Annotated in this window: 17 protein-coding genes; 8 read left to right on the plus strand and 9 right to left on the minus strand. The window is 64.3% G+C overall.

From position 1 onward, the window contains the following. Positions 1–263: 263 nt before the first annotated feature. From H0S73_RS11100 to H0S73_RS11110, 3 genes are all read left to right on the plus strand, one after another. Entirely contained in the window at positions 264–998 is a 735-nt protein-coding gene (locus H0S73_RS11100) for a CoA transferase subunit A (RefSeq protein WP_181052210.1), read from the plus strand. Beyond that, complete coding sequence (locus H0S73_RS11105) at positions 998–1678, plus strand: 3-oxoacid CoA-transferase subunit B (RefSeq protein WP_181052211.1); 681 nt, start codon at positions 998–1000, stop codon at positions 1676–1678. The genes H0S73_RS11100 and H0S73_RS11105 overlap by 1 nt, the downstream gene beginning before the upstream one ends. 116 nt (positions 1679–1794) lie before the next feature. Beyond that, complete coding sequence (locus tag H0S73_RS11110; protein WP_246389263.1) at positions 1795–2391, plus strand: cysteine hydrolase family protein; 597 nt, start codon at positions 1795–1797, stop codon at positions 2389–2391. A gap of 10 nt (positions 2392–2401) precedes the next feature. Here the strand turns inward: H0S73_RS11110 and H0S73_RS11115 are convergent, their stop codons facing one another. The 5 genes from H0S73_RS11115 to H0S73_RS11135 form a co-directional block, all read right to left on the minus strand. Beyond that, entirely contained in the window at positions 2402–3538 is a 1137-nt protein-coding gene (locus tag H0S73_RS11115) for a DJ-1/PfpI family protein (protein ID WP_181052212.1), read from the minus strand. 189 nt (positions 3539–3727) lie between these two features. Further along, complete coding sequence (locus H0S73_RS11120) at positions 3728–5452, minus strand: ABC transporter permease (protein WP_343058322.1); 1725 nt, start codon at positions 5450–5452, stop codon at positions 3728–3730. 81 nt (positions 5453–5533) lie between these two features. Continuing rightward, positions 5534–6574: a Fe(3+) ABC transporter substrate-binding protein gene (locus H0S73_RS11125; protein WP_181052213.1), complete on the minus strand. Its 1041-nt coding sequence runs from the start codon at positions 6572–6574 to the stop codon at positions 5534–5536. A gap of 148 nt (positions 6575–6722) precedes the next feature. After that, positions 6723–7385 carry a Crp/Fnr family transcriptional regulator gene (locus tag H0S73_RS11130; RefSeq protein WP_181052214.1) on the minus strand — a complete coding sequence of 221 codons (663 nt, stop codon included), beginning with the start codon at positions 7383–7385 and terminating at the stop codon, positions 6723–6725. Between the two features lie 127 nt (positions 7386–7512). Beyond that, positions 7513–7740 (minus strand): hypothetical protein, encoded by a 228-nt coding sequence (locus H0S73_RS11135; RefSeq protein WP_181052215.1) that lies wholly within the window; start codon positions 7738–7740, stop codon positions 7513–7515. Positions 7741–7968: 228 nt separating this feature from the next. Between H0S73_RS11135 and H0S73_RS11140 the strand changes: the two genes are divergently transcribed. The 5 genes from H0S73_RS11140 (at position 7969) to H0S73_RS11160 (ending at position 13250) form a co-directional block, all read left to right on the plus strand. After that, positions 7969–8706 carry a pentapeptide repeat-containing protein gene (locus H0S73_RS11140; RefSeq protein WP_181052216.1) on the plus strand — a complete coding sequence of 246 codons (738 nt, stop codon included), beginning with the start codon at positions 7969–7971 and terminating at the stop codon, positions 8704–8706. Positions 8707–8811: 105 nt separating this feature from the next. Beyond that, complete coding sequence (locus H0S73_RS11145) at positions 8812–9261, plus strand: sigma factor-like helix-turn-helix DNA-binding protein (protein WP_181052217.1); 450 nt, start codon at positions 8812–8814, stop codon at positions 9259–9261. 361 nt (positions 9262–9622) lie between these two features. Continuing rightward, positions 9623–10369: an outer membrane protein gene (locus tag H0S73_RS11150; RefSeq protein WP_343058323.1), complete on the plus strand. Its 747-nt coding sequence runs from the start codon at positions 9623–9625 to the stop codon at positions 10367–10369. A gap of 183 nt (positions 10370–10552) precedes the next feature. Next, positions 10553–12001, plus strand: coding sequence for a DUF1800 domain-containing protein (locus H0S73_RS11155; protein WP_181052219.1), 1449 nt, complete (start codon positions 10553–10555; stop codon positions 11999–12001). Between the two features lie 22 nt (positions 12002–12023). Further along, positions 12024–13250: a DUF1501 domain-containing protein gene (locus tag H0S73_RS11160; RefSeq protein ID WP_181052220.1), complete on the plus strand. Its 1227-nt coding sequence runs from the start codon at positions 12024–12026 to the stop codon at positions 13248–13250. A 459-nt stretch (positions 13251–13709) separates the two neighbouring features. Here the strand turns inward: H0S73_RS11160 and H0S73_RS11165 are convergent, their stop codons facing one another. The 4 genes from H0S73_RS11165 to H0S73_RS11180 all read right to left on the minus strand — a co-directional run bounded on the left by H0S73_RS11165 (position 13710) and on the right by H0S73_RS11180 (position 17890). Next, positions 13710–14942 (minus strand): phenylacetate--CoA ligase family protein, encoded by a 1233-nt coding sequence (locus H0S73_RS11165; protein ID WP_181052221.1) that lies wholly within the window; start codon positions 14940–14942, stop codon positions 13710–13712. Positions 14943–15057: 115 nt separating this feature from the next. Beyond that, a complete protein-coding gene (locus H0S73_RS11170; protein WP_181052222.1) occupies positions 15058–15459 on the minus strand; it encodes a DUF805 domain-containing protein in 402 nt (133 codons plus the stop codon). Between the two features lie 118 nt (positions 15460–15577). Continuing rightward, positions 15578–16426: an ABC transporter ATP-binding protein gene (locus H0S73_RS11175; RefSeq protein ID WP_181052223.1), complete on the minus strand. Its 849-nt coding sequence runs from the start codon at positions 16424–16426 to the stop codon at positions 15578–15580. A gap of 141 nt (positions 16427–16567) precedes the next feature. After that, positions 16568–17890: an ABC transporter substrate-binding protein gene (locus H0S73_RS11180; protein ID WP_181052224.1), complete on the minus strand. Its 1323-nt coding sequence runs from the start codon at positions 17888–17890 to the stop codon at positions 16568–16570. Positions 17891–17964: the final 74 nt, after the last annotated feature.

Here is a 17964-nt window from a genome sequence, read left to right on the forward strand (position 1 = left end):
GGCCAAGTTGCAGGGTGCCGCCATTCGTAGCCGAGTGGCCTGCGGCAAAATTGTCGCAAGCTGCTCCCGAGGTTTATTGTTCGGGCGCTTCTACAGCATCGGACCCACAAGTGGACTTGCACTTTTGGGATTTATCCGGTGCTTCGTCTATAGAGGAGAGCATCGTTCGGGCCGGACCCAGAGGGCCGCGGCAGCGAAAACCGGGCCCACTTTTCCGGACGATGCTCTAACGAGCATGAACATGCCCATGGGGAGAGGTTTTGATGGATAAGGTTTACAGCGACGCGCGGGCAGCGCTGGCCGGGGCGGTCAAGGATGGGATGACCATCATGGCCGGCGGATTCGGCCTGTGCGGCATTCCGGAGACGCTGATCGAGGCTATCCGTGATTCGGGGGCGAAGGGGCTGACCTTCATCTCCAACAATGCGGGCGTGGACGGCATCGGCCTCGGCCGCCTGCTCGAGACCCGCCAGATCCGCAAGATGATCTCTTCTTACGTGGGCGAGAACAAGCTGTTCGCCCAGCAGTTCCTCTCCGGCGAGCTGGAGCTGGAGTTCAATCCGCAGGGCACGCTGGCCGAGCGCATCCGCGCCGGCGGCGCGGGCATCCCGGCCTTCTACACCAAGACCGGCGTCGGCACCCTCATCGCCGAGGGCAAGGAGGTGCGCGAGTTCAACGGCGAGAAATACGTCATGGAGACGGGCCTGTTCGCCGACATCTCCATCGTGCACGCCTATAAGGGCGATACGGAAGGCAACCTCGTCTACCGGAAAACCGCCCGCAACTTCAATCCGATGATGGCGACCGCCTCGCGCCTGACCATCGCTGAGGTCGAGCATCTGGTGCCGGCCGGCGAGATCGATCCGGACTGCATCCACACGCCGGGCATCTTCGTCAAGCGCATGGTCCATGTGCCGAACCCGGTCAAACACATCGAGCAACGCACGACCCGCAAGCGCGCCGAAGCCGCGCCTGCCGGAGCAGGGGAGGAAGTCTGATGGCCTGGACCCGTGAACAGATGGCCGCCCGCGCGGCCAAGGAGCTGCGCGACGGCTTCTACGTGAACCTCGGCATCGGCATCCCGACGCTGGTCTCCAACTTCATCCCCAAGGGCATGCGCGTGCAGCTCCAGTCGGAGAACGGCATGCTCGGCATGGGACCGTTCCCCTACGAGGGCGAGGAGGACGCGGATCTCATCAATGCCGGCAAGCAGACGATCACCGAGCTGCCGACGACGAGCTATTTCTCGTCCGCCGATTCGTTCGGCATGATCCGCGGCGGCCATATCGACCTGTCGATCCTGGGCGCCATGCAGGTGGCGGAGAACGGCGATCTCGCCAACTGGATGATCCCGGGCAAGATGGTCAAGGGCATGGGCGGCGCCATGGACCTGGTGGCCGGCGTCAAGCGCGTCGTCGTCGTCATGGAGCACGTGGCCAAGGCCAAGGACGGCTCGGAGGACCCGAAGCTCCTGACGGCGTGCAACCTTCCCCTGACCGGCACCGGGGTGGTGGATCTGGTGATCACCGATCTCGGCGTGTTCTCCATCGACAAGAAGGGCGGCACCGGCATGACCCTCATCGAGCTCGCCGACGGCGTGAGCGTGGACGAGATCAAGGCCAAGACCCAGGCCGAGTTCAAGGTCGCCCTGAACGGTAATCAGTCCAACGCGGCCTGATCCTCGCTTTCCAAGAACTTTTCAGACGGGTCCCGGGCATCCTCGGGGCCCGTTCGCTTTTCCAGGGAACCCGGGCGGACTCGGGTCCGTTGGCCCGGATCGTCCTCTTGCCCGCTATGGATATGACGCCCCTCGGTCCCGCCACGCTCCACCTGTGCATCGACATGCAGCGCCTCTTCTCGGTCGACGGGCCCTGGCCGACCCCATGGATGGAGCGCGTCCTGCCGACGGTCACGCGGATCGCCGAGCGGGCTCCGGATCGGACGGTCTTCACCCGCTTCATTCCCCCGTTCCGGCCGGAGGACATGCCCGGGACCTGGCGCGGCTATTACGAGCAATGGCGCGAGGTCACCAGGGAACGCCTCGATCCAAGAATGCTGGACCTGATGCCCTCGCTCCAGCGGCTCGCTCCGCCGGCCGTGGTCCTCGACAAGCCGGTCTATTCAGCCTTCGCCGGGCACAAGCTGCGCGATCTCGTGAACGAGCGCGGCATCGATACCCTTCTGATCACCGGCTCCGAGACCGACATGTGCGTTCTCGCCACCGTGCTTGGCGCGGTCGATCTGGGGCTGCGGGTCGTGATCGTCACCGACGGCGTGTGCAGCTCATCGGATGAGGGGCACGATTCACTCCTGACCCTCTATACGAAGCGGTTCAGCTATCAGGTCGAGACGGTCAGCAGCGAGGTCGTGCTCGATCAGTGGCCGTCATAACCGGCGATTCTTACCGCCTGTATTCGAGCTGCATGGCGACGAGATCGGCCGTGGGATTCCCGTAGCGGGCTGCGATGTCCTGGAGCGCCTGATCCAGCGCCTGGGCCGGTCGTTGAGTTCCGATCGCAGGAAGCAGGTGCTCTGCCGACCAGCTCAGAGCGACCTTGTCGGGAATGATGCGGATGCGGCCGCGGGTCTCGAGCGCGTCTTCCGTCCGGGCGAAGGTCACGGCGCGTGATCGGTAGGTCCTCGACCAGGCATCGGCCACCAGGGCCAACGACACCTCGTCGGCGCCGGGGCGAAGGTCGATGCCGAGCTGCTCGCGTTTCCAGAAGGTGAGGGCGTTGCCGATGATCGTCAGGACGAAGGGCTGCGTGAAAGAGAAGGCGTCGCTCCGGTGGCTTGCATCCCACGTGGGAAGGCCGAGGTCCCGGGCAACGGCCTCGGCCCTGCTCCGGCCCGCGATGGCTTCGATCAGGGTGAGCGCCATCGGCATGGAGGCGCTGATCCCGGTCGTCGTAGCAACGCCTCTATCGACGACCATACGCCGGTCCTCCACATAGCGGATGGCGGGATGATCCCTGCGCAGTTCATCGACGTAGTACCAGTGCGTCGTGGCCTGCTTGCCGTCGAGCAGCCCCGCCTCGCCCACGATCTTGGCGCCGGCACAGACGCCGACGATCATCGCGCCCCTGTCGGCTTGCGTCTTGAGCCACCGCAGGACGGCCGGGTCGTCGTCGCGGCTCATGGCGGGGACGATGACGTAGTCGGCGCCGTCCGGGTACTTGGCGTCGAAAGCCGCCACCGTCATGTCCGGCACGATCTTGAACGCCGGGTACAGCGTCACCGGCCCTGGCCCCGTCGCCAGCGCCACCACGTCGGCGACATCGGCGCGCCGGAGGATGCCATAGGGCATGAGATAATCGGTCGTTTCGGTCGCGTCGTTGAGGCCGAGGATCGCGACGAGCGGGCGCTGGCGCTTCGGCGGCTTCAGGGCCGCCAGCATGGCGTCGGCCTCTTCCTTCGCGATCGGTCGCGCGGCGCCGACATTCGGCGCAGGAGGCAGGGAGAGAATCCAAGTCGCGGAGATCGTTGCGAGAAGCGCGGCGACGCCCAAGCTACTCCACCACACAAGCCGCTTCTTCATGCTACTCACGCTCCGATGAGCCTGCCGCACGGCATCCTAAGTCGCGTTTGCGGGGCGGTCCACCTTATCGAAAGGCGATAGCTCCTTAGAGACAGGCCGAGGAAGCGCCGGGCTCTCCTCCCGCAAGGGAGAGGGAAATGCGCGTGAGCCCGTCATGAGCCAAGCACCTCGATGGGCGGCATTGATCTTTCAGGCCGGCGAATCCGACCCGGAACTGCCCGTGCTCTCAACCGCGCGCGGCCGCGCCTCGGCGCTGCGCACGAGCTGGATGACCGGAAGTAGGCCGACGAGGACGATGACGAGGGCCGCGAGCGACCCATCCTCGAAGCGGCCCCGCGAGGCATAGGTGTAGACGAGCGTCGAGAGCGTTTCCGTGTTGAGGGGCCGCAGCAGGAGGGTCGCCGGCAGCTCCTTGATGCAATCGACGAAGATCAGCAGCGCGGCGCTGGCCAGGGCCGGGCGCATGAGGGGGATCTGGATGGCCCAGACCATTTCCCGCCGCGAGGCGCCCAGCGTCCGCGCGGCATCCTCGAGGCTCGGCGACACCCGGTCGAGCCCGGCCGAGAGGGAGCCGGTGGCAATGGACAGGAAGCGGATCACATAGGCGATGACGATGCCCCCGGCGGCTCCCATCAGGAGGAGGCCGATGCGCTCGCCGGTGAGGCTGCGCCAGAGGGTGCCGATCAGGTTGTCGATCCCGACGAGGGGAGTCATCAGGCCGAGCGCCAGGACCGTGCCGGGCAGGGCATAGCCCAGGCCTGCAATGAAGAGCGAGCCCTTGGTCAGGGAGTTCTTGGACAGGCGTGCGGCCGAGACGAGCACCACTGCGAGGACCAGCACCGTGCCGGTCGCCACGACCGAGAGGCCGATGGTGGTCATGAAGTGCGTGAGGAATTCCGCATCGAACTGATCGAAGAGGCTGCCGCGAAGCGTTTCGCGCAGCAGGAACGCCGTCGGAATGACGAAGCCCAGGACGACCGGAACGGCACAGAGAAACGTCGCGATCCAGCCTCGCATGCCGAACAGCGGAACGGGATGCACGGTCCGGTGCCGCTTGGGCGAAGCGGCATAGCGGCGGTCGCGACGGCCGTAGCGTTCGATCAGGATCAGGCCGATCACGAAGGCCAGCATCACGCAGGCGATCTGCGCCGCGCCCGGCAGGCTGCCGCGGTTGAGCCAGGTGTTGTAGACGGAGACGGTAAGCGTCCGCACGCCGAGATACTCGCTGGCGCCGATGTCGTTCAGGGCTTCCAGGAGAGCGAGGGAAACCCCGACCGCGAGGGCCGGACGGGCCAGGGGAAGGGCGATGATGCGGAACAGCTTGATGCGGCTGGCGCCGAGGGTTCGCGCCACCTCCAGCATGCTGGCGCTCTGCGTCAGGAACATCGCCCGGGCCGCGATGTAGATGTAGGGATAGAGCACGGCGGACATCACCAGGATGCAGCCGGGCAGCGAGCGGATCTCGGGAAACCAGTAATCGCTGCGCGATTTCCAGCCCATGAGGCCACGTAGGGCCATCTGGACGAGGCCGGCGGAATCGAAGACTTCGACGTAGATATAGGCGGTGATGTAGGTCGGCACCGCGAGCGGCAGCGGCAGCAGCCACACAAGGATGCCGCGGCCCGGAAAGCGATGGGCCGTGACGAGCCAGGCCGCCGTGATGCCCATCGAGCCCGCCACGATGCCGATTCCGGCGAGGAGCGCCAGGGTGTCGATGGTGCTCGCCGGCAGAACATTCGCAATGAGATGCGGCCAGATCTCCGTGTCGCCCTCGGCGGCGATCTCGATCAGCGCGGCGAGCGGCAGAAGGACGACAAGACCGATGGCCGCCACGGCGGCCGAAAGCCACCAGGGGAGGCGCTTTGCCTTCTGCCGGAACGAAAGTCGGAATGCGGAGTGGGTTTCTGCAATCACGGTCGAATGGAAATGGCGCCGCCGTCACCGGCAGCGCCTCTTGGGAGCGGGAGAGGGCGGCTGGACATGCTGCCCCGTGTCTTATTGGTCGAAGCCGACCTTGTCGACCAGTTCACTGGCCTTCTTGCGCAGCTTCGCGATCTCGGCGATCGGGATGTTGTCGGCCTTGAGCTCGCCGAAGGACGCGATGGTCGGGTGGATCTTGATGCCGGCCTTGATCGGATATTCGGAATTGGCCTCGGCGTGGATCTGCTGGGACGCGTCGGAGACCATGTATTCCATGAACTTCACCGCGTTCGCCTTGTTCGGCGCGTTCTTCGTCAGGGCCAGACCCGAGACGTTCACATGGGTGCCGCCGCCCTCGAAGGTCGGGAGGATCACGTTGATCGCCTCGCCCCACTTCTTCTGCTCGGGATCGTTGCCGTTGAGCATGAGCGAGACATAGTAGGTGTTGCCGACGGCGATGTCGCAGACACCGGCGAGGATGTCCTTGGCCTGCTCGCGGTCGCCGCCCGAGGGCTTCTTCGCGAGGTTGGCCTTCACGCCCTTGAGCCATTCCTCGGCCTTGGCCTCGCCCTTATGGGCGATCATGGCGGCGATCAGGCTGATGTTGTAGAGGTGCTGGCCCGAGCGGATGCAGACCTTGCCCTTCCACTTGGGATCGGCGAGCTCCTCGTAGGTGATCTTGTCCTGCTTCACGCGCTCCTTGGAGGCGTAGACGACGCGGCCGCGCAGGGCGATGCCGAACCAATGGCCTTCCGGATCGCGGTAGGCTGCGGGGATGACCTTCTCGAGCGTCTCGGACTTCACCGGCTGCGTCACGCCGTAATCCTTGGCGGCCGCGAGGCGCCCGATATCGACCGTGATGATCAGGTCGGCGGGGCTGTTCTGGCCCTCGGCGCGGATGCGCTCCTCGAGGCCGTTGGCGATGAAGATCGTGTTGACCCGGATGCCGGTCTCCTTGGTGAACTCGTCAAGGACGGGCTTGATGAGTCCGGGCTCGCGGGTGGTGTAGATGTTCAGCACTTCCTCGGCGGAGGCCGCAAGGCTCGATCCTGCCAGCATGCCGAGAGCCGCAGCACTGAGGAGCAGCCCGCGCGCAAACGAAACCTTCACCTTCATGAAATTCCTCCAGCAATCATGCCAGGGCCGGCGTCGCAGCCGGCCGCGTTGACGCTGAAGAACCATGATAGAGGTTGTGGGTCAACTAAAAAACAAGTGATTTCAATAACTTATAAGAATTCTAAACTGCCGCTTCCTTAAAGGCATTCTAAGCTGACGCAGCCTTCTGAACCGGCGCGACGTCCGGCAGCTCGGCCCGCAGACGCGCGATCTCCTCCTCCATCTTCTCCATGTTCGAGAAGAGGCGCTCGCTGGCGAGGCGCAGGAAGTAGAAGCCGAACTCGGGATTCTGGAAGTAAAGCTGGCGCACCTCGTCATAGGAGATGCTGAGCACCTCGCCGGCCTCCAGGCATTCGAGGGTCTGGGACCGCTTGTTGTGCGGGGACATGAAGCCCATCTCGCCGACGACCTGGCCTTGAAGAAGCTCGATGCCGATTTCCTTCAGGCGGTAGCGCCCGGAGATCGTGAAGTACATGCAATTGGCGGTATCGCCCTTCGCGAAAAGCACTTCGCCGGCCGTGGTCTTGCGGCGGGTCATGAAGGGCTTGAGCCACTCCATGGACAGGTCGCTCTTCGAGGCGTGCTTCACGCGCTTGATCAGGCCCAGCATCTGATAAAGCCGGATGCTGTTCAGCGGCAGCAGGATCAGGTTGACGACGAGGCTTGGATAGTTCCCGGTGAACGACGAGAAGATCAGGGAGCAGATATTGGCGCCGATCCCGATGCAGCGCAGCGGGATGATGGTCTTCATCGCGCTGCCCGTGACAGCGAGAACTGCGCCGAACCAGCCGATTGCCTCAAACCAAGTCATGAATCCTCATCCCGCCTTCTGATTCATCGCAACGGCATATACCATCAGGATAGGAATCGGCGCCAGCTATGCATTGGCGCAGGAAACAAGGCTCTTAAGGAGAGGCGGGGCTTCCTTCCTGGGGAGATCAGGGGCGGGGAGCCGGAACCTGGCCCGGCACGCTCAAGCCCCGGCGCGGGGAGGTCGAGCTGGTCCGCGGAGCGGCGGCAGAGGAGCGCTGGCTGCTCCCGGAGATGGAAGGCGGCGGAGGAACGGGATCGCGCGGCAGGACCCCGACCGGGCCTGTCGAAGCGATGCAGCCGCTCAAGACGAGACCGGCAAGCAGGATGGCGGAAAGGGATACGGAACGACGCATGGCTTTACTCCACTGGGATTGCTGCAGAAGCTAGACCATACGTAAGGGAAGTCGAGTCTCGACGTGATGCTCTGTCCCCGGCCGAGACCTTGCCGGCCACACAATGCAGAAATTCGCTCGTCATATACCGGCCTAGGAAAGTTTCTCCCGAAGGGCTCCTCCAAAGGGCTGCAATGCCTAATTAGTAGAAGATAAGCGAGAGAGGATTGCATGGAGGATTGTTTCCTCGTGAAGACAGCAGGTGCCGTCATCGCCTTGGTCGTCTGTGCCGGCCCTGCCTTGGCCAAGTGTCAGGACGGTCCCGGTCCGGGGGTCGATTGGTCGGGTTGCTCGAAGGCCCGGTTGATGCTGACCAACGAAGACCTGACGGGCACCAACTTCCAGCGCTCTCTTCTGACCTTGAGCGATTTCGCCTCCTCTAAAATGGCCGGGGCGAATTTGAGCGAGACGGAGGTCAGCCGCACCCGCTTCGAGGGGGCGGATCTGTCCAAGGCGAATTTCACCAAGGCGCTGGGCTGGCGCGCCAATTTCGGCCAAGCCAATCTCACGGGTGCCGATTTCGGTTCCGCCGACATGAACCGCTCGAACTTCGCTCAGGTCAAAGCCGCGGGAGCGGATTTCAGCAAATCCGAACTGAACCGTTCCGATTTCAGCGGTGCCGATCTCTCGAACGCCAATATCTCGAAGGCCGAACTCGCGCGGGTGCTCTTCCAGAGCGCGAAGATTACCGGTGTGGACTTCAGCTATTCGAACCTCTCGCGGTCCCGACTGGACGGTCTGGATCTCCAGGGCGTGAACTTCACGGGCTCCTATCTGTACCTGACGCAGATCGGCGGCGCGGATCTGAGCGGGGCTACGGGTCTCACGCAGGCACAGATCGAGATCGCCTGCGGTACGGCGCAGACGAAGCTTCCGTCCGGCCTCAATCCACCGAAAACGTGGCCCTGCAAGGATGAGGAGGAGTGAGGCGAGGCCAGTCCGGTGAAACCAAGCGGCAGCGTGGCCGTTGAACCCGGGAGGCTTAAGCTCAAGACGTTTTCAAGTCCGTTTCTTTGAAGGAGTGCGTTCGCTTTGACCACGCTCAAGGAATTCGAGGATGCCCTGCGCGAGCAGGGAATGAACATGGCGCTCGCCATTCTGGAGAAACTCCGCGAGCGGGATCGCTCCAAGCGCTCGCTGGCGCCCGCGCGCCGCATCACTGGGCGGAAGATGACGCCCGAACTCGCCCGGCGGATCCTGGAGCTGCATGGAACGACGGAGATGACGCAGCAGGAAATCGCCTTCCAACTCGGCGTCAATCAGGGGCGCGTGAACGAGGTGATCAAGCGCGGCAAGTGGCTCCAGGACGATCCGAATGCGCCGGAGGCCATCGCGCGGGACAAGGCCAAGGCACGGATGTCTGGCGCCGATGACAGAAAGCGGCCTGAACGCCGTGCGATGAAGGTCGCATCCTCGTCCCACAAGAAGAGTGAGAAGCCAAAGTCGAGCAACCAGGCTCAGTTGCTTCTGGGTGATCTGTAACGAGCGCTCGCGGCACCGTTGTCGCCCAGAAAAAACCCCGCCCAAAGGGCAGGGTTGAGTGATCTCCTCGCCTTCGGTTGTCAAGCCGAAAACGCGATCATTAGGACATGCCTTCAAAGTAAAGTCAAACGACTTTGAAGGTCGATTCCCCAAGTCCAGTTTCTAAATTTTCGGATAAAATTCTTTCCGCCAAAAGTAGTACTACTTTTGCACCCATTGAATACTGCGCAAATATATAGGTGTTGCACCTTTGCCATAGCTTTCCTGAGGGTAACGAGCGTAAGTTTTCACCGTGAGTCCACATCAAGGGGTTACGGTTATGAGAAAGTGCGTACTAAGCCTCCTCGCAGGGGTTGCAAGCGTGACGCTTGTTGCAGCCGCTGCCTCCGCTGCCGACCTTCCGCGCCAGGCTCCGCCGCCTGCCCCGATCATTGCTGCTCCGATCTTTACGTGGACCGGCTTCTATATCGGTGGCAACCTCGGCTGGGGTTGGCGGAACAGCAACAATGACCCTGTGATCCTGGGCGGACCTGGCGTTCCGGGCGGCCTGGTCGGCGGCACTCTCATCTTCGACAACAATAACGACGGTGCCTTCACTGGCGGTGGCCAGATCGGCTACAACTACCAGATCGGCAACTTCGTGATCGGTGTCGAAACCGACATCCAGGGGATCGACAACGGCAACAACAACGCCGTGTTCATCCCGGGTCCGGGCTTCGCCGGCACCTTCGTGCCCGGCCGGTTCAACAACTCCGCGGATTGGTGGGGTTCGACCCGCGTACGCGCCGGTTTCGCTGTCGATCGCGTCCTGATCTACGCCACCGGTGGCGTGGCCTACACGGACAACGACACTGGCTGGGCTGTCGGCGGCGGCATCGAGTGGGCACTGCCGACCAACTGGAACCTGTTCGGTGGCAACAGCGCCGTCACCCTGGGCCTCGAAGGCCTGTGGGTCAGCATCGACCAGAGCAACGACAACAACGGCATCATCGGAACCTTCACTCCGGTTGGTGGCGCGCCGGTCGATGTGTTCTGGCCCCAGACCAACAACGATCAGGACTTCTTCGTGGCCCGTGCCAAGCTGAACTTCAAGTTCGGCACGTACTGATCCAGTCCATACGACGACGAGAAGGCCCGGGAACCTCCCGGGCCTTTTTGCATGTCCGGCTCTTTGTAAGGGATGGATCCGCAATTCATCAAAAGGGCAGCGCAGCGCCACGATCTCGCCGCGCCTCCGACAAGTTTCCTATGACAATCCTGCGGGGTTATCCTTTTTCCTTGCGGACCGCGCATGAGCGACACGGAAGCTCCATCGAAGGACAGCATTCATCCCGCCCTGGCGCTGGCCCGCTTCGGCCTCGGCGCCAGGGGGAACGACTTGGCCGAAGCCGGCTCGGATGCGAAAGGTTTTCTGGGACAGGACATCGAAACCTGGCGATCCGCCCAGAGCCACCTCCAGAGCACGCCGGAGGTTCTCAGCGCGCTTCAGCAGGAAAATCGCCGGGTGGACTTGGCGCGGGCCTCGCGGATCAATCCCTACGACCGGCGGGATGGTGTGCTCCTGTCGCGCGCGATGGACCAGGCCGATGCCGCCGCCAAGCCGCTTCCGCAGGCCGAGGCGCCGAAGAACGTGATCCCGCAGGATACCTATCGCGACGAGGTGCTGGCCCGCGCCACGCTGGCCCTGGAGGCGAGGAGCGGTTTTGCCGAGCGCATGGTCTGGTTCTGGAGCAACCATTTCGCAATCTCAGCCTCCAAGGGCAACCAGGTTCAAGCCACGGCCGGCGCCTTCGAGCGGGAGGCCATCCGGCCTCATGTGTTCGGGCGCTTCGCCGACATGCTCTTCGCCGCCGAGACGCACCCGGCGATGATCTATTATCTCGACAACAACCAGTCGATCGGCCCCAACTCGAATGCCGGTCTCAGGCAGCGCAAGGGGCTGAACGAGAACCTGGCCCGTGAGATCCTGGAGCTGCACACCCTCGGCGCCTCCGGCGGTTACGGCCAGACCGACGTGACGAGCCTGGCCCGCGTCATCACCGGCTGGACGGTGGCGGGGCCGGAGGGAAAGCTCGGCCGTCCAGGCTCCTCAATCTTCAATGTGGGCTTGCACGAGCCGGGCGAGCATCGCGTGCTCGGCACCTATTATCAGGATTACGGTCCCGACCAGACGAGGGACGTCTTCGATGCCCTCTCGCGTCATCCGTCCACCGCGCAACACATCGCATTCAAGATGGCGCGTCATTTCGTGGCCGACGATCCGCCGCCCGCTCTCGTGGCCCGGCTCCGGGACGTCTTCATCGAAACCGAGGGCGACCTCGCGGAGCTCTCCCGCGCCCTGCTCGATTCACCCGAGGCCTGGACATCGCAGGCGCGCAAGATCCGCACTCCGCAGGAATTCGTCTTCGCGGCGCTCCGCCTCATCGGCGCACCTCCGGAGAACCTGTGGGTGGTGGCCAATCCCCTCAACGCGCTTGGCCAGAAGCTCTGGGATCCGCCCGGTCCCAACGGTTATCCGGACACGGCCGCCCACTGGGCCACGCCCGAGGGCATGAAGACGCGCCTCTACGCCTCCGCGCGACTGGCGCAGCGCGCCGGGCGGCTCGATCCCATGGAGCTGCTGGAGGCGAGCCTTGGCGACTATGCGTCGAAGGAAACGCGCCAGACCGTCGCCCGCGCCGAAAGCCGCCAGCAGGGCGTCGCGCTTCTGCTGATGGCGCCGGAATTCCAGCGGCGCTGAACGCCGGAGCAGGAGAGCGACCATGTCCGACCTTTGCGAGAACAACGTCAGCCGCCGCGCCATCCTGGGAGCCGCCGGGGCTCTCTTCGCCTGGAGTTTCGTGCCGAAATTCGCCTATGCGGCGGCGGGCGCGCGGGACGCGCGCTTCGTATGCATCGTCCTGCGTGGAGCCATGGATGGCCTGTCCGCCGTCGCGCCCGTGGGCGACCCGGATTATGTGGGCCTGCGCGAGAGCATCGCCCTCTCGACGCAGGGCGGCACCCCGGCCCTGCCTCTCGACGGGTTCTTCGCGCTGCATCCGGCCATGCCGAACCTGCTGCGGCTCTACAAGGCCGGGCAAGCGACGGTGATCCATGCGACGTCCACGGGCTATCGCGATCGCTCGCATTTCGACGGTCAGGACGTTCTGGAAAGCGGCCAGCCGGGACCTGGGCGCACGGAATCGGGCTGGATGAACCGCCTGCTCCTGATCCTGCCGGAGGGGGAGCGGATCGCGCAGCACGGGGCGCTGGGCGTCGGCCCGGTGCCGCCGCTGATCGTGCGAGGGCGGGCTCCTGTGACCGGCTGGGCCCCGGCCATCCTGCCCAAGGCCAAGGAGGACCTCGCACAGCGGCTTCTCGATCTCTATGCCGCCCGCGATCCGGAACTGGGCGTGCAGCTGAGGAGCGGTCTCGACACGGAGCGTCTGGCGGGCCGCATGGGCGGCATGGCGGGCCAGCCCACAGCTGGCGCATCCGCCGCCATGCGTCGCGTGGCCGAAGGGGCGGCGCGTCTCGTGAATGCGGATGACGGGCCGCGCATCGCGGCGCTCGCCTTCGACGGGTGGGACACCCACGCCAACGAAGGCGGCGCGACGGGGCAGCTCGCTCAGCTCCTCGGCGGGCTCGACGGAGCCTTCGCGGCCCTCGAGGCCGGGCTTAAGGAGCGCTGGGCGGACACGGTCGTGATGGTGGTCACGGAGTTCGGGCGCACCGCGCGGGTCAACGGCACGGTGGGAACGGACCACGGCAACGGCACCGTCGCCTTTCTCGTGGGCGGGGCCGTCAAGGGCGGGCGGGTCATCGCCGACTGGCCTGGCTTGAGGCCGGAGAACCTCTTCGAGCGCCGGGACCTGCGCCCCACCACCGACATCCGTTCCGTTGCCAAGGGCGTATTGGCCGATCTGTTCGGGATCTCCACCGCCCGGCTCGCCGAGGACGTTTTTCCCGACACGCCTGACCTGAAACCGATCCAGGGTCTCGTCGGATAGATCCGTCGCGATGGTGGAAACGGGGCTTCGTGCCGATGATGCACCTTTGGGCTCGCGCATCGTTCGACGAGGCTGCGGCGCGCCCGGACGGGGTAGCCGCGACCATGTCCTTTGAAGGGGGCATTGGTCGCGGCCCCGGCCCGTGTTTGCCCCCACGGGAAGCTAAGCCCTAGACCCTGAAAACGTGACTTCAATGAGGCGCTGGCCGGGCTATAAAAATTTTAGAAAAAAGTTCGGAACCAAATCCAGCCTTGGGCGTTTATTGACATCTCCGGTCATTTTGCCCCTACGGCCGGACACCTTAAGAGCACCCCTGGGTGCTCTTTCTTTTTGGAACCCTGGTTCTCGCTCGAATCACTGACGAGCTTGAGCTTATGAAGCTCGAATCCCTCGTTCAAGGGCTCCAAGCGTAGCAATGACTGCAATGCTGCAAAGCCGGTTTGCGGCCGAGGTCGGCGCTCAGCCGAACTTGCGGTCGTCCGCGATGGCCTTGCCGTCGTTCGGAAGGCTCTCTGGGCTTACGAACGTGACCAGCCCTTTGAGCTTGAGGATGTTCTGCAGCGTTGTCCCGAGCGAGGTCGCGAGAGCATCGTTGGGGCTGTCCGTTTCCGCCATCAGAGTCATGACGTCCGTCTCTCCCTCGCGGGTGACGACGAGGCGCAGGCGGCCGAGTTCGGGATGGCGCCGGCCGATCTCCGCCACCTGCTCGGGCCGCACGAACATGCCCTTGACCTTGGTGGCCTGGTCGGCGCGACCCATCCATCCCTTGATGCGCATGTTGGTGCGGCCGCAGGGGCTGGAGCCACTCATCGCCGCGGTCAGGTCGCCGAGGGCGAGGCGGACGAAAGGATGGCGTGGATCGAGGGTCGTCACGACGATCTCGCCCACATCGCCTTCCGGCACCGGATCGCCCGTGCCGGGCCGCACGATTTCGACGATGATGTCCTCGTTGACGACAAGCCCTTCCCGGGCTGAAGTTTCATAGGCGATGAAACCAAGGTCCGCCGTGGCATAGGCCTGGTAGGCCTCGATGCCCCTCGCGGAAAACTCCTCCTGCAGCGACTTCGGAAAGGCCGCGCCGGAGACGAGCGCCCGTTTGATGGACGAGACGTCGCGCCCCGACGAGGCCGCGCCGTCGAGCAGGATCTTCAGGAAATCCGGTGTGCCGCAATAGGCGACGGGCCGATAGGCTTCGATGAGCTCGAATTGCTGCTCGGTGTTCCCCGGTCCCGCCGGGATGACGGCGCAGCCGAGGGCGCGCGCGCCGGAATCCATGATGAAGCCGCCCGGCGTCAGGTGGTAGCTGAAGGTGTTGAGCACCACGTCGCCCCGCCTGAACCCGGCGGCGAAGAGGCCGCGCGCGGAGCGCCAGGGATCGGGTGTCTCCGGTTCCGGCTCGAAGATCGGACCGGGCGACGTGAAGAGGCGCCCGAACGAGCCCGGCGTGCCGGACACGAAACCGCCGAAGGGCGGGGCGGCTTTCTGCAGACCCGGCAGCTCGGATTTGCGCAGCACCGGCAGGGCCGCAAGCGCCTCGCGGCTCGTGATGAGGTCGAGGTCGATGCCCTTGAGCCGCTCCGCATAGGCGGGGGCTTTGACGGCCTGGTTCAGGATCTCCGGCAGACGTTTGAAGAGCGAGGCTTCACGCTTGGCATGATCATGGGTTTCGAGATCGTCGTAATGATCCGCCAAGGACTTCCTCCGCTATCCCGCCATCAATGTCGAGGCACACCGTCAGATCCCCGTGGAGCGGTGGACCGACGGCATGCAGTGATGGTGGATGAGCCGCCGCGGGTTGGCAAGCCGGTCAGGCTTGAGCCAGCGCGCCGTAGGAAGCGGAGGACGGTTCGGGCCCGAACTGGTTCGGCCCAGAGGTTCCCGGCTGGCAGCAGAGATAGATGACATAGAGGCCGCCAACGATGGGAATGATGGCGACGAGCAGCCACCAGCCTGGGCGGCCTGTGTCATGCAGGCGGCGCGCACCGGCCGACAGGGTGGGGACGAGGGTTGCGAGCGCAACGACCAGGCTGAGCGCAGACGTTCCGAAAAGGATCGAATCGATGAGATTCGCAACAACCAGAAGGGCGATCACCGGGAGCATGAGATACCAGTATTCCGGTCGGGATGCGCGTCCCGTAAAATCGGCGAACTTGCTGATGCTCGTTCTGACGGCCTGTTCCACGTTTTTCTTCAAGACTTCAAAGTTCATCGTAACCCCCTCGCTTCAAGAATCGCGTGAGCCTGCATAGGACTCCGCTGATTCCGTGCTATGAATGTTATCATGTAAGGTCAAGCTTGGAGATTGAGCGGGTGCGTTCTCCGGCGTCTTAAGCCAGCCAGCGCTTGCGGCGTTTGTAGCTTTTCACCGCGCGGAAGGATTTGCGGTCTCCCTCGGAAACCCCGAGATAGAATTCCTTCACGTCCTCGTTCTCGCGCAGCATCCGGGCGGGGCCGTCCATGACGACGCGGCCGGTTTCGAGGATGTAGCCGTAGGTGGCGTATTTGAGCGCCATGTTGGTGTTCTGCTCGGCGAGCAGGAAGGACACGCCCTCCGACGTGTTGAGGATGCGCACGATCTCGAAGATCTCCTCCACGATCTGCGGCGCGAGGCCCATGGAGGGCTCGTCGAGCAGGATCATGGAGGGACGCGACATCATCGCCCGCCCGATGGCGCACATCTGCTGCTCGCCCCCGGAGGTATAGCCCGCCATGGAGGAACGCCTCTGCTTCAGGCGCGGGAAGTATTCATAGATTGCCTCGAGGTCGCGCCGGATGGCGGCGTTGCCGTCCCGGCGCGTGAAGGCGCCGGTGAGTAGGTTCTCCTCGATGGTCAGATGGCCGAAGCAGTGGCGGCCCTCGAGCACCTGGATGCAGCCGCGCCGCACCAGCTCGTTGGGCGAGAGCTTGTCGACACGCTCGCCCTTGAACTCGATCGACCCCTTCGTGACCTCGCCGCGCTCGGCGTGCAGCAGGTTGGAGATGGCCTTGAGCGTCGTCGTCTTGCCCGCGCCGTTGGCGCCGAGCAGCGCCACGATGCCGCCCTTGGGCACGTTGAGCGAGACGCCTTTCAGCACGAGGATCACGTGGTCGTAGACGACCTCGATGTTGTTGACCGTGAGGACGGTTTCGGCCGCTTCCGGTTGGGGAGGCGCTTGTGTTTGAACAGCACTCGACATCGATGGGGCTCCTCGATTTCCCTCCCCCTTGAGGGGAGGGATTAAGGGTGGGGGTGACGGCGCCACACCTTCATAGGCTATCGCTCACACCCCCACCTCCAGCTCCTCCCCTCAAGGGGGAGGAGGGTATGTCGCGCTTGCTCAGCTCGCCTTGTCGCAGGCTTCCGTGCGCTTGGGCCAGCCGGCGTTCTTCTCGGCATAGTCCTTCGCGGCGGCGTCGAGCTGGCCTTTCACCCGGTCGGTCATGGGCTCGATCGGGTCGGAGATCTTCACCCATTTCGCGCCGTCCCATTCCTGCATGAAGGCCGGGCGGTGGCCGTTGTGATCGGCGCAGCTCAAGGAGAGGGTTTCCGTGAAGCCGTCGAGGCCCAGCTCCTTCAACCGGGCCGGATCGAGCTTGATGTTCTCCATGCCGCGGCGCACGTCCTCGCCGGTCACGGCCTTCTTGCCGGTGATCTTCTGGGCCTGGGCGATGCCTTCCGCGATCAGCAGCGAGTTGTAGACGCCGCGGTTGTAGAGGAGCTCGCCGACCTTGTCCTTCTGGGCCTTGGACATGCCCTTGTCGACCACGTGCTTCTGGATGTCCTGGATGGCCGGGAAGTTGGTGCCGACCGCGTGCCAGTTGAGCATCTTGAAGCCCTTGGCGCCGGCGCCGCCTGAGCGGGCGTCATCCTCGCTTGGCCACCAGACCGAGTAGAACTTGTCCATCGGATAGCCCGAGCGCACCGCTTCCTTTACGGCAGCGCCGTTCATGGAGCCCCAGCCCCACATGATCATGTAGTCGGGCCGGTCGCGACGGGCCGAGAGCCATTGCGAGGACTGGTTCTGCATGTCCTGGGCGGCGACCGGATAGAGCGCCACCTCGAAGCCGATGTCCTTGGCGAGTTCCTGGAGCAGCGGGATCGGCTCCTTGCCGAAGGCGGCGTCGAGATGGATGAAGCCGATCTTCTTGCCCTTCAGCTTTTCAAGGCCTCCTTCCTTCTGGCCGATATACTTGATGATCATCGACAGGCCGTCCCAATAGGTGGCCGGCGGGTTGAACACCCAGGGGAAGATGTCGCCGCGCGCCGAGGCCGAGAGGCCGTAGGCCATGGAGAGGATCGGGATCTTGTCCACGGAGGCGCGCGGGATCAGCGGCAGCGTGATGCCGGTGGACCACGGGTTGACCACGACCGGGTTCTTGCCCTTCACGGCCTCGTAGCATTCCACGCCCTTCTTGGTGTCATAGCCGGTCTCGCATTCCTCCAGGACGAGCTTCACCCCGCCGATGCCGCCGTCGCGCTGGTTCAGCATCTGGAGGTAGTCGTGCATGCCGTCGGCGATGAAGGTGCCGGAGCCGGCGAAGGGGCCGGTGCGATAGGTGAAGAGGGGGACGTAGATCGAATCCTGCGCGAAGGCCGGCAGGGCGGTGCCGGCGAGCATCGTCACGGCGGCGAGTCCAAGGCTTAACTTGCGAAACGACATGGTTGCGTTTCCTCCCATTGCATCGGCCGAGAGGCCGAATTCTTGTTTCGTGTCTCGTCCCCTTCGAGCCCGGC

This window comes from Microvirga mediterraneensis (assembly GCF_013520865.1).
Taxonomy (GTDB): domain Bacteria; phylum Pseudomonadota; class Alphaproteobacteria; order Rhizobiales; family Beijerinckiaceae; genus Microvirga; species Microvirga mediterraneensis.